This is a genomic window from Rhodococcus sp. P3_B8, assembly GCF_056402775.1.
Map to the genome: position 1 here is coordinate 1 of NZ_JBFUGT010000024.1, position 11,234 is coordinate 11,234.

Below are 11,234 nucleotides of genomic sequence, written 5' to 3' on the forward strand. Positions count from 1 at the left end.
CCCGAAGCAGAATGCCGCTACCGACGACAGTGGCACGAACGCCGCGACAGGATCTCCGGGTTCGAGGCCGACCGCCTCGATCGTGCACCGGCAGGCGTACCGGATTGCAGATTCGGACTGCACCACGCACTTGGGATGTCCGGTCGACCCGGACGTCATCGCGATCGCGATCCCGCCGTTCCACCGCTCGATGTCGCTGACCGGTGATCGCGACCAGCGCATCACCCAGCCTGCCGTCGCGACCGCCTCCTCGCAGAACCGGTCCTCCGGTACACCCCAGTGCGAGAGCGACTGCCGGTCGGCGATCACCACGTCGGGTGCGATGTCGTTCAGGGCCACGGCGAACTCCGACGGGGTGGCATGTCGGCTGAACACCGCGATCAGGCCGCCGCGCAGTCCGACGGCGATGGCCGCGGCGAGTGTGCGCCACGTGTTGTCAGCCTGCACCAGCACCGTCGGTGAGCCACCCGTCGCGGCGTCCAGCTGGGCGGCGAGCCCGGTTGCCGCCGCGACAACCTCCGCCACCGTGTGCTCCCCCGTTGCATCGACGACTGCGATGTCATCCGGAGAATTCGCTGCGCGAGCAACGAATTCGCGTGCCAGCTCCCACATTCCGCCGACCTTTCATTGAAGTGAACTAGTTTCATTATTGACTACAATGCGCACCGCACCCAGCTTTTCGTCCGTTACGGGATCACGACGGCCCTCCCGGTGATCTCGCCGCGCCGCAACTTCGAATAGACGTCGAGAACGTCGTCCAACGGGTACGCGGTCGCTTCGACGGCCAGCAGGCCTCGGTTCGCGAGGTCGACCACGGCCTCGAGGTCTGCTCGCGTTCCCCAGAACGGCGCAGTCACCTGCCACCCCGTCGCGAGTCCCACGTCTTTGCCCACCGTGAGCCGACCGCCGGCGCTGCCGACGGTGACCAGTCGGCCGCCGGGGGCGAGCAACTGCGCCGCCGATTCCATCGTGTCCGGCGCTCCCACGAAATCGAAGACCACATCAGCGCAGTGACGCCGGGCGACACCGGACCGAGAGGCCGCAACCTCCGCGATGTCCGACACCGCCACGTCCGCCCCCAGTCGACGCGCGAGGTCGCGCGAACTCTCACGCGGATCGACCGCGATGATCGTTCCCGCGCCCAGTGCGCGAAGAACCTGGATCGCGATGTGGCCCAGTCCCCCGACCCCGACCACCACGGAAACGGAGTCGGCGTCGACGACGTCCCGGTTGGTACGGATTGCGTGATAGGCCGTCAGGGCGGCATCGGCGAGTGGGGCGGCGCTCTCGGGGGCGAGCCCGTGGGTACGGACCAGGCACCGCTCCGATGGAACGATCATGGTGTCGGCCAGACCGCCGTCATGGCCGATGCCGTTGCCGATCGCGGTGAGACGGCCGTCCTCGCGTGCGCTCAGTTCGAAGCAATAGTTCTCACGGTTTCGGCGGCAGTTGCGGCATTGCCCGCACGACCAGACACCATGGACGACGACGGACTCGCCGATCCAGGACGTGTCCGCCGCCGGGCCCGCACCGACGACGGTTCCCGCCACCTCGTGTCCGAGCGTGAACGGGAGGGGATAGTCGAATACTCCCGCGGGTGCGTCCATCACGTGCAGATCGGATCTGCACAGCCCGGCGGCCTCGACTCGGAGGAGCAGCTGATGCCCCTGTGGTTCGGGAACCGGGATGCGCACAACCCGTGCACCGTCGCCCCAGCCGGTCAGGCGTACTGCGCGCATTGTCGGAACTGCCATGAGTGTCACCTTTGCCTACCGGGCGGTCCAGCCGCCATCGACCACCAGAGTCTGGCCTGTGACGTAGGACGACGCGTCCGACGCCAGAAAGAGCACGGCGCCGTCCACTTCGCCGGGACGTCCACCGCGGGCGAGCATCGTGTTGCGGCGCACCCAGTCCGCCGAACGCTGGTTGCTGAACAATCCATCGGTCATTTCCGTGTCGAACCAGCCCGGCACGATGGCGTTCACGCGGATCCCACGTCTGCCCCACTGCCCGGCCAGCTCACGGGTCAGCCCGAGCACGCCGGCTTTCGATGCCGCGTAGCTCGCCCCGCCGATGGGTGCCGTCGACACGAGCCCGACGACCGAGGAGATATTGATGATCGACGCGGCCTCGCCTGCCGGTGTGGTCGAGGCTACGGACGTGGCGAGATGAAATCCCGCGGCCAGATTGACGTCGAGAATCGAGGAGAATTCCTCCGGGCTCTCGTCCTCGGCGTTCGGCCTGCCGGGTCTGCCCGCGTTGTTGACGAGGACGTCGATCCGCCCGGCCTGCGCGAGTGCCCGATCCACGAGCGAGCGCCGGTCCGCGTCCACGGTGATGTCGCACTCGACGGGGACGACGCCATCGACCTCGCCTGCCAGCGCCGCGAGCCGCTCGACACGGCGGGCGGCCGCGAAGACCGTCGCGCCCGCCGACGCCAGTGTCCGCGCGAATCCCATTCCCAGTCCGGACGACGCACCCGTGACGACGGCGACGCGACCGCTCAACTGGAACAGCTCGGGTACCTGCATGTGGTTGGCTCCTACTCGTGTTCGTGGCACGCGCGCGTCAGTAGACGGCGGTGCGTCCGCCGTCGACCGGGATGACGGCACCCGTGGTGTAACCGGCACGGTCGCCCGCCAGATGCACGACGAGACCAGCGATTTCGTCCGGGTGCCCCAGGCGCCCGGCAGGGAGTCGGTCGATGATCTTGCCGACGAACTCGTCGTCCCAGTCCGCCGCCATGTCTGTCGCGAATCCGCCCGGCATGATGCAGTTCACCCGAACCCGGGGCGCGTATTCCTGGGCGAAGGCCATCGTCAGCGCGTTGAGGCCGTTCTTCGATGCCGCGTACATCGCCTCCGGCGGGCTGGGCCGCAGTGCGCCGATGCTCGAGATGTTGATGATCGAACCGCCTCCGGCCGCGCTCATCCTGGCGCCGGCTACCGCCATGAGCCGGAACGGGCCCTTGAGGTTGACCTCGATCGTCTTGTCGAAGAGCGACTCGGAGACCGACTCGAGGTTGGGCGACAGCGGTGCGATGCCTGCGTTGTTGACGACGATGTCGAGGCTCCCGAACTGCGCGAGAATGTGGTCGACGGCGAGTTCGATCGCGTCCCACTTGCCGACGTGCAGTGCGAGCGGTTCGGCGATGCCACCGGTGTCCCTCGTGATCGCGAGGGCCGCGGAGATGCATGCGTCCTCCTTGCGACTCGACACGATCACGGTGGCTCCCGCGGCGGCCAGTCCGCTGGCGATGGCGTATCCGAGCCCTCGGGTGGCCCCCGTGACGAGTGCGACCTTGCCTGTCAGTTCTCGCGGTGCGTTCATGCGTACTTCTTCAGTTCGAGGCGCGCGATGGTGCGCAGATGGACTTCGTTCGGACCGTCGGCGATCTGCAGTGCCCGGGTGATCGCATACAGCCGGGCCAGGATCGTGTCGTCACTCACCCCTGCCGCGCCGTAGGTCTGGACGGCATGGTCGACCACCCGATGAGCGACCTCCATGGCCGCGACCTTGATCGCGGCGACTTCCGAGCGGGCCGCGGCGTTGCCCCGGGTGTCCATCAGCCACGACGACTGGAGAACCAGCAGCCGGATCTGGTCGATCTCCATCCGGCTGCGCGCGATCCACTCCCGTACCACACCGCGGTCGGCGAGCGGCGCACCGAAGGCATTGCGCTGCAGAGCTCGTCGGCACATCAGCTCGAGGGCGCGCTCGGCCATGCCGATCGCGCGCATCGCGTAGTGCATGCGGCCCGGCCCCAGCCTGCCCTGCGCTATCGCGAAACCGTCGCCCTCGGCGCCGAGCATGTGATCGGCAGGCACCCGGACGTCGGTGAACTGGACCTCGCCGTGACCGAGCCGGTCGCGGTACCCGAACATGGGCAGATCGCGAAGGATTTCGATACCGGGAGAATCCGCCGGCACCAGGATCATGCTCTGCTGCCGGTAGGTCGGAGCGTCGGGATCGGACTTTCCCATGAAGATGACGAGCTTGCAGTCGGGGTCGAGAATGCCTGAGGTGTACCACTTCCGGCCGTTCAGGACGTATTCGTCGCCGTCCCGGCGGATGGTCGACGTGATATTGGTGGCGTCCGAGCTCGCCACATCCGGTTCCGTCATGGCGAACGCCGACCGGATCGTGCAGTCGAGGAGCGGCGCGAGCCACCGGGACTGCTGTTGCTCGGTGCCGTACATGGCGAGGATCTCCATGTTGCCGGTGTCGGGTGCCGAACAGTTGATGGCTTCGTTGCCGATCACCGAGCGTCCGACCAGCTCGGCGAGCGGGGCGTACTCGAGGTTGGTGAGACCGGCGCCCCACTCGCCGTGCGTCATGAAGAGATTCCACAGTCCGAGCTCGCGCGCCTTCGCCTGCAGGTCCAGCATGACCTTGGGCTGCTCGTGTGGGTTGTCGTTCGACTTGATCTGCTCGTCGTACACGGCCTCGGCCGGATAGACGTGCTCTTCCATGAAGTTCCGCAGCTGCTCGAGCAGTCGCTCGGTGCGCGCGGAGTATTCGAAGTCCACGTGAGGTCCTCTCTGTTCCGTCATCGCGTCACGCGGTGATCGGAGGTTGATCAGGCAAGTAGCGCGGTTCCGCTGCGGATGAGCTGCGAGATGGTGTCGGGCAGCCGTTCCTGGTCGGGGTCGTGGTGGCGGCCCTCACGGTGCCGGCGCAGGTTGTGGCCCATGATCGCCGCCATCTTCAGACGGCCGAGCGCGTTGAACCAGTTCATGTCCGGCAGCGCCGGGTGGTCCCCGGTGTAGAGGTCGATCAGTTCGTCCGCGGACGGCAGGTCCGGCACGGCGCGTCCAACCCCGGGAAAGTTCGCACCGTCGGCGAATACGAGGAACCAGCCCAATTCGACCCGCGGATCGCCCAGGCTCCAGATCTCCCAGTCGATCAACGCCGCCGGCTCGGTGTCACGCGCGATTATGTTGCCGAGCCGGTAGTCCCCGTGCACCAACGTCGGTGGCAGCGCGTCGGGGAGATCGGCGGCGAGGAGGCGCAGGAGTTCGTCGCCGCCGCTGACGAGGTCGGGGGGAACGGCGTCCAGGGTTCGTTTCCACCGCGCCAGCTCCGCAGCGGGTGACAACGGCTCCCCGGCAGCCGGGATCGTGTCGACCGGCACCGCGTGCAGCCGCGGCAGCACCGCGGCCGCACGGCGCATCCGCGCCGCCGCGACGGCCGGTTCGACCGGAGGGGAATCGAGCACCGGCTCGAGTGATTCCCCGGCCACGCACTCCATCGCGAACCACGCCGGCCCGTCCTCGTCGACGGCGACGATCCGAGGCACGGGAACCTCTGTCGCACCGAGTGTTTCCATGATCCGCGCCTGACGCACCATGTCGTGCCGCCCGATGGGGCGTTGCCCCTCGGGAACCGCCTTGACCACGAGGTCGCCGTCGCTGGTCGGCACTTTGTACGTCAGCCCGGAATGCCCACCGAGGAGCGGCTCGAGTGCGCCGACATCGAGGCCGGGGCTCTGCTCGCGCAGGCGCTGGGCCACCCGGACGCCGAGCGCGCTGTTCGTGGTCATCGGCGCGGCTCCCTCGGCAGACCGAGAACACGCTCGGCGAGGATGTTGCGCTGGATCTCGTCGGTGCCGCCCGCGATCCGGTACCCGGGTGCGCCGAGCACATGCTCCGTCCACGCGAACGTTCCCCACTCGCCCGAGTCGGCAATCAGATCGCGTCCCAGCAACAGCCGGACCACCTCCGACGTGCGCGCCATGGTGTCCGTGGCAAGCAACTTGCCCACCGAAGCCTCGGGGCCGGGGTCCTTGTCGGCGACCACTGCCGCGGCCACCCGCATTCCGGTCACGCGCTGGACATAGCTGCGGGTCACGAGGTCCGCGACCTTGTCACGCTCGATCTCGGTGAGCGGCCGGTCGAGGTGACGGGCGAGTTCGACGGCGTGATCGGCGTTGGCCAGACCCAGGTTCCCGGCGTCGAGTCGTTCGGCCGCCAGCACCGTCAAGGCGACCGGCCACCCCTCCCCCACGGGCCCCAACCGGTGGTCGTCCGACAGTTCGACACCGTCCAGATAGACCTCATTGAAGGAACTGCCCCCGGTCATCTGGCGGATCGGGCGGACGGTGACCCCGGGAGCATCCATCGGGACCAGGAACACCGTGAGGCCTGCGTGTTTGGGCGCGTCGGGGTCGGTGCGGCACACCGCCACCCCCACGTCGGCGACGCGGGCGCCGGACGTCCAGACCTTGTGCCCGGTGATCGTCCAGCGGCCATTCCGTTCGACTGCCCTCGTCCGGACGGCGGCAAGGTCGGATCCGGCTTCGGTCTCCGAAAAAAGCTGACAGGCAATGATATCGGTCCGGAGCATCGAGCGCACATACCGCTCGCACTGTTCCGGTGTTCCCCACTGGGCGATCGCCGGGGCTACCAGTTGCTGAGTCACCGAGAACATTTCGGTCCGGCGCGGCACGTCGAATGCGTTCTCCTCCCGCCGGAACGCGAGGACGTAGGACATCGGCAGGCCGCGGCCACCGTACTCGGCCGGCCAGTTCATCGAGCCCCAGCCGGCGTCGAACTTCGTCTGCTCGTACGCGCGGATATGGTCGGTCTCGTCGCGCTCCTGCTCCGCTGTCCAATTCTCGAAGACGGCGACCGAGTCGGATCCCACTCCCCATTTGATCTGGGTGCGCGGTTCGGCGACAGTTCTCAGCCATGCCCGCGCTTCATCCACGAACTGGTCCAGGTCGGGCATCGTTGCTTGATTCATGGCTCTTCCTCAGACGGACAGGACGGTGCAGGCGCTGATTCCGGGCGCACCGTAGACATGGGTGAATCCGATGCGCGGGTGTCCGGGAACCTGTCGGGCACCGGCCTCCCCGCGTAACTGCGTGACGATCTCGTGTATCTGCCGGAGGCCGGAGGCGCCGATCGGTTCCCCGTTGGCGATGCATCCGCCGTCGGTGTTGATCGGGATCCGGCCGCCGATCTCCGTCTCGCCGGCCGCGATCAGTTTCTCCTGTTCGCCGTGCTCACAGAATCCGCACTCGGCCATGTGCATGATCTCGGCACCGCTCTCCGTGTCCTGGAGTTGCGCGACGTCCACATCCGAGGGACCGAGTCCGGCCTGCTCGAATGCGGCGGCGGCGGTGGACGTGCTCACGCTGGGTGGGGTTCCCCGGCCCTGTATCGACGGACCGAACACCTCGAAGGAACCGAACCGGCGGGTGCCCGCCGAGATTCCGCGCAAGTGCACCGGCCTTCCGCCGAGGCGCCGGGCGGCGGCCTCACTCGCCACGACGACGGCGGCACCGCCCTCACCGGGAGAGCAGAACATGTATCGCGTCAGCGGGTCGTTGACCATGTCGGCTGCGGCGATTGCCTCGGCGGACATCGGTTCGCGGCGCCAGGCATTCGGGTTCAGCGAGCCGTTGCGGTACGCCTTCTCCGCCACGGCGGTCAGAGTCGGTGCACTGATTGCGTGCTCGCGCATGTACCGCGCGATCTTGATGCCGAAGAACTGGGTGGTGACCATCAGGCCCGCCTCGCCGTAGCCGACGGGCAGACCCCAATCCTCCGGTGCCGGGTCGAAGGCGCCGCGCGGATGTTTGTCGAATCCGACCGCGAGTGCGATGTCGGCGGCACCCGCACGAATCGCGTTGACGGCCGACACCAGCGCGCTACCGCCGGTCGCGCAACCGTTCCTGACGTTGGTGAAGGGTATTCCCGTGAGCCCGAGTTCGGCGACGAGGGTGTCGGCGAGCCCGGAACCGTCACTGCCACCGAATGCGACCTGAACATCGGTCCACCCGATGCCGGCGTCCGTCAACGCGGACGCGATCGCATCCAGCGCCAGCCGGCGACCACTCCTGCCCGGCTGACGTCCGAACTTCGACAGTCCGGCCCCGATGATCGACACGGTGGACATCAGCGGATCTCCTTCAGATAGGCATCGGTGGCGAACCGGGGCACCGGCGCCGTGGCGATCAAGGTCACCGGCGCCCCGTCGTCCAACTCGTCGAAGTCGTGGCATTCGAGCACGGCTTCGATCTTGATTCCCTCGGGGAGTTCGACGTATCCGACGGCGAACGGCGCGAAACCGTTCGGCGGCGGGACGTACGGCGGGGATTTCGGGGCGAACCGCTGGACCGTGTACGCCCAGACCGTTCCGCGTGCGCTCAGGGTGAACGGCGACATCGCCGGTCGTGAGCACTGCGAGCACAGGCCGGTGGCCGGGAACGCGACAGTCGAGCAGTGGGAGCACCGGCTCGCGCCGAGCGCAGGCGCGGTATGTGTCTCGCCCATCCTCATTCTCTCCTCGGGATTCGTCGTCGGCGTCGGATCAGCGACCGACCCAGACCGGCTCACGCTTTTCGAGGAAGGCGTTCACGCCTTCTCGTGCGTCCTCGGACTGCAGCGCGTTGCCGACGGCGAGGTGCTCCATCACCATCAGCGACTGGATGTCTGCGTCGAGACCGCGGTCGATGCACATCTTGGTGAGCTTCATCATGAACGGGCTCTTGTCGACGATCGGGGCGATGAACTCGGCGAGAAGCTTGTCGAGGTCTTCGGCCGGCGCCGACGCGTTGATCAGGTCGAAGGCCTCCGCCTCCTTGCCGGTCAGGAGTTTGCCGGTCAGCATGAGCTCCTTGGTCTTTCGAATTCCGATCATCCGCGGGAGCCGGTAGATCGGGCCTGCCCCACCGAACAGCGCGCGACGGATGTGGAAGTCGCCGATCCGGGCGTCCTCGGCTGCGATGGCGAAGTCGCAGGAGATCATGAGCTCGAAACCGCCTGCGGTGACGAAGCCTTCGAGAACCGCGACGGACGGTGTGTTCATCGAGTACAGGCGGTCGCACACCTTGGCGGACAGCACGGCGACGTCCATCGCGGTGGTGGAGCCGACGTACTTCTCCCGCAGTTCGTCGAGATCGAAGCCCGAGCAGAAGGTGCCGTCACGTCCACGCAGGACGAGCACCTTGAGGCTGGGGTCGTTGTCGACCTCCACGATGATCTCGTCGAGGCGATGCAGCAGCTCGACGGTGACCGCGTTCTTCTTGTGCGGGCGGTTGAGCCACACACGGGCGACGTCGCCGTCCTTCTCGAGCACGATGTGGTCGGTGTCCACCATGTCGGTGTCCTTTCGAGGGAGAAACTGAACTGGATTCACTTCAGTTCTACTGGGTGGGAGATGGTCCGTCAATAGGCCGGGGCAAGAGGTTTCGATTCAGCCGCGGGCAGGCGCCAGGATTCAGAGCCCGACGAGATCCGCGACGCGACTGCGGTGTGCCCGTGAATCACCGAGAAGCGGTTCGTCGCCGAGCGCGCGGCGAACGTAGGAATGCGCCGCATGTTCCCAGGTGAAACCGACACCGCCATGCAATTGCACGGCCTCGAGGGCGGTGCCGATCGCCGCCTCGGTGCAGATCGCCCCCGCGACCGCGGCCGGGAGCGCCGCGGATTCCGGGTCTTCCGAGAACGCGGCGGCGGCATACCGCGCCGCCGATCGAGCCTTCTCCAACTCGACCAAAGTGTTCGCCAATCGATGCTTGACGGCCTGGAAGGAGCCGATCGCTCGCCCGAACTGGTGTCGCTGCATCGTGTATTCCGTTGTGCTTTCGAGTAAACGATCGACGATTCCCACATGTTCGCAGGCCAGCCCGATCACTCCCAGGCTGTGCAGCGATGCGACCGTCCGCAGTGCGTCGCCGGGTCCGACGAGACGCACCGCGGCCGCGTCGTCGAAGAGCAGATTCGCCTGCCGCCGACTGGGATCTATGACCGGAAGCTCCGTGCGCCGCACCGGGGCGGTACGCAGATCGACCACATAGAGGCCGGGCCCCTCGTCACAGCGTCCGAGTAACACGACGATATCGGCCGCGCCGCCCTGCACGACATTGGTCGAGCGGCCGGACACCGACCAGCGGTCTCCGGTTCGGGTGGCGTCGACGAAATCGGTCTCCGCGCTCAGAGCTGTCACGGTTGCGACGAGTTCGCCCTGGACGACTCGCCCCAGCAGTTCGTCGACCTGCGGGCACCTGTCGGCGGCGAGCAGGGCGTGCACTCCCAGCATCGCCGACGTGAGTACGGGTTCGCTGACCAGCGCGCGCCCGCATTCTTCGAGAACGATCCCGAGTTCGACCACGCCGTAACCCAGGCCGCCCCGATCCTCCGGCACCGTCAGGGCGGCGACGTTCATCTCCTTGACGAGAAGCGACCACAACTCGGGGGAATATCCGATTTCCGACTCGGCGGCGAGTCGGCCGGCCTCGAGCGTCGAGTGCCGATCCAGCAATTGGCGGACCACCGCCCGGATATCGTCGTGCTCGGCGACAGGCGTCATCGCCGGGGGTTCGGTCTCGGGCCAGGGATGGGAATGGGGGGTCGGCATGGAACTCTCCTCAAATTGACGTGAGTTCAGTTTAGTTTCGCCGGAGCCGTCGCGGCAAGGACTCTCGACAAGCGGCGTTGGGTTGAACTAAGTTCATTTCATGACCGATGCACTCGTGATCGAGCGGTACTACGCGATCCTCGACAGCGGCCGGATCGACGACGCAGTTGCCCTGCTCGACGAATCGATCGAGTTCGCCATAGTCCTCCCGGGTACCGTCCGCAGGGGGTACAGCCGCTCCGACATGCTCGACTACCTGAGGGGACGGCCCCCGGTCGATCGACGACACGTGCTTCTCCGAACGAGCAGCGCCGGCGACGTCCAGTTCGCCTACGGCTCCGTCGTCGAGAACGACGTGAAGACAACCGGCTACTTCCTCGCCGCGATGCACCTCGACAGCGATGGCGCCATCGACGCGTACGAGGTGTCCTTCGACACGGAATTCAGCATTCTCACAAAGGAGTTGGCCCATGGGAAGCGTGACTGACCTGACCGAGACGGCCTCTCCGACTCCCGTGCTGATCGCGTGGTTCGCGATCATGGATTCGGACGATCCCGATCGCGTCCTGAACATGATCACCGACGATTTCCGGATGTCGGTTCAATTCTCCACCGGCGGTGGGAATGCCGCCGAATTCGTCGGGGATCGCGCCGGACTCGTCGAGTACCTGCAGCAACGCGAGAAGAGTGTGCTCGTACACGAAATCCTCGCGGGATCTCGTGTGGGAGAGGTCGAGCTGGCGCTGGGACGCACCACACGGAACGGCGATTTCGAGGCCTCGTTCAACACCTCTGCGCAGCTCGACGGTTCGGGCCGCGTACGGAGGTTGCTGATCTGCCGCACACCCGAGATCTCGTTCCCCCTCTGA

The 11,234-nt window shown here is 66.9% G+C and carries 13 protein-coding genes; 2 read left to right on the forward strand and 11 right to left on the reverse strand.

The features are described from left to right. From AC1D1G_RS12055 to AC1D1G_RS12105, 11 genes are all read right to left on the reverse strand, one after another. On the reverse strand, window positions 1–612 hold a 612-nt coding region (locus AC1D1G_RS12055), incomplete at its 3' end, for an AMP-binding protein (protein WP_477952281.1). A 74-nt stretch (window positions 613–686) separates the two neighbouring features. Further along, on the reverse strand, window positions 687–1,754 hold the full coding sequence (locus AC1D1G_RS12060; RefSeq protein WP_477952283.1) for an NAD(P)-dependent alcohol dehydrogenase: 1,068 nt from the start codon (window positions 1,752–1,754) through the stop codon (window positions 687–689). Between the two features lie 15 nt (window positions 1,755–1,769). Then, window positions 1,770–2,531 carry an SDR family NAD(P)-dependent oxidoreductase gene (locus AC1D1G_RS12065; protein ID WP_280778807.1) on the reverse strand — a complete coding sequence of 254 codons (762 nt, stop codon included), beginning with the start codon at window positions 2,529–2,531 and terminating at the stop codon, window positions 1,770–1,772. Between the two features lie 37 nt (window positions 2,532–2,568). Beyond that, on the reverse strand, window positions 2,569–3,330 hold the full coding sequence (locus AC1D1G_RS12070) for an SDR family NAD(P)-dependent oxidoreductase (protein ID WP_009477826.1): 762 nt from the start codon (window positions 3,328–3,330) through the stop codon (window positions 2,569–2,571). Then, a complete protein-coding gene (locus AC1D1G_RS12075) occupies window positions 3,327–4,529 on the reverse strand; it encodes an acyl-CoA dehydrogenase family protein (RefSeq protein ID WP_317569867.1) in 1,203 nt (400 codons plus the stop codon). Before AC1D1G_RS12075 ends, AC1D1G_RS12070 begins: the two co-directional genes overlap by 4 nt. Before the next feature lie 50 nt (window positions 4,530–4,579). Beyond that, window positions 4,580–5,542: a phosphotransferase family protein gene (locus tag AC1D1G_RS12080; RefSeq protein WP_280778811.1), complete on the reverse strand. Its 963-nt coding sequence runs from the start codon at window positions 5,540–5,542 to the stop codon at window positions 4,580–4,582. Beyond that, a complete protein-coding gene (locus AC1D1G_RS12085; RefSeq protein ID WP_477952285.1) occupies window positions 5,539–6,744 on the reverse strand; it encodes an acyl-CoA dehydrogenase family protein in 1,206 nt (401 codons plus the stop codon). The genes AC1D1G_RS12080 and AC1D1G_RS12085 overlap by 4 nt, the downstream gene beginning before the upstream one ends. Before the next feature lie 9 nt (window positions 6,745–6,753). Beyond that, complete coding sequence (locus AC1D1G_RS12090; RefSeq protein ID WP_317569864.1) at window positions 6,754–7,902, reverse strand: thiolase family protein; 1,149 nt, start codon at window positions 7,900–7,902, stop codon at window positions 6,754–6,756. After that, a complete protein-coding gene (locus AC1D1G_RS12095) occupies window positions 7,902–8,279 on the reverse strand; it encodes a Zn-ribbon domain-containing OB-fold protein (RefSeq protein WP_280778814.1) in 378 nt (125 codons plus the stop codon). The genes AC1D1G_RS12090 and AC1D1G_RS12095 overlap by 1 nt, the downstream gene beginning before the upstream one ends. Before the next feature lie 37 nt (window positions 8,280–8,316). After that, a complete protein-coding gene (locus tag AC1D1G_RS12100; protein WP_105412871.1) occupies window positions 8,317–9,105 on the reverse strand; it encodes an enoyl-CoA hydratase/isomerase family protein in 789 nt (262 codons plus the stop codon). Between the two features lie 120 nt (window positions 9,106–9,225). Continuing rightward, entirely contained in the window at window positions 9,226–10,365 is a 1,140-nt protein-coding gene (locus tag AC1D1G_RS12105) for an acyl-CoA dehydrogenase family protein (RefSeq protein WP_317569861.1), read from the reverse strand. Window positions 10,366–10,465: 100 nt separating this feature from the next. On the opposite strand from AC1D1G_RS12105, the gene AC1D1G_RS12110 reads away from it, so the two are divergent. Together AC1D1G_RS12110 and AC1D1G_RS12115 are read left to right on the forward strand one after the other, a co-directional pair. Next, window positions 10,466–10,852 (forward strand): hypothetical protein, encoded by a 387-nt coding sequence (locus tag AC1D1G_RS12110; RefSeq protein ID WP_105412869.1) that lies wholly within the window; start codon window positions 10,466–10,468, stop codon window positions 10,850–10,852. Then, window positions 10,836–11,234: a hypothetical protein gene (locus AC1D1G_RS12115; RefSeq protein WP_280778817.1), complete on the forward strand. Its 399-nt coding sequence runs from the start codon at window positions 10,836–10,838 to the stop codon at window positions 11,232–11,234. The genes AC1D1G_RS12110 and AC1D1G_RS12115 overlap by 17 nt, the downstream gene beginning before the upstream one ends.

Coding starts and splice junctions, on each gene's coding strand:
- AC1D1G_RS12095 (WP_280778814.1), bottom strand. CDS start 8,279: ATGGGCGAGACACATACCGCGCCTGCGCTCGGCGCGAGCCGGTGCTCC.
- AC1D1G_RS12065 (WP_280778807.1), bottom strand. CDS start 2,531: ATGCAGGTACCCGAGCTGTTCCAGTTGAGCGGTCGCGTCGCCGTCGTC.
- AC1D1G_RS12085 (WP_477952285.1), bottom strand. CDS start 6,744: ATGAATCAAGCAACGATGCCCGACCTGGACCAGTTCGTGGATGAAGCG.
- AC1D1G_RS12080 (WP_280778811.1), bottom strand. CDS start 5,542: ATGACCACGAACAGCGCGCTCGGCGTCCGGGTGGCCCAGCGCCTGCGC.
- AC1D1G_RS12070 (WP_009477826.1), bottom strand. CDS start 3,330: ATGAACGCACCGCGAGAACTGACAGGCAAGGTCGCACTCGTCACGGGG.
- AC1D1G_RS12105 (WP_317569861.1), bottom strand. CDS start 10,365: ATGCCGACCCCCCATTCCCATCCCTGGCCCGAGACCGAACCCCCGGCG.
- AC1D1G_RS12060 (WP_477952283.1), bottom strand. CDS start 1,754: ATGGCAGTTCCGACAATGCGCGCAGTACGCCTGACCGGCTGGGGCGAC.
- AC1D1G_RS12110 (WP_105412869.1), top strand. CDS start 10,466: ATGACCGATGCACTCGTGATCGAGCGGTACTACGCGATCCTCGACAGC.
- AC1D1G_RS12115 (WP_280778817.1), top strand. CDS start 10,836: ATGGGAAGCGTGACTGACCTGACCGAGACGGCCTCTCCGACTCCCGTG.
- AC1D1G_RS12090 (WP_317569864.1), bottom strand. CDS start 7,902: ATGTCCACCGTGTCGATCATCGGGGCCGGACTGTCGAAGTTCGGACGT.
- AC1D1G_RS12100 (WP_105412871.1), bottom strand. CDS start 9,105: ATGGTGGACACCGACCACATCGTGCTCGAGAAGGACGGCGACGTCGCC.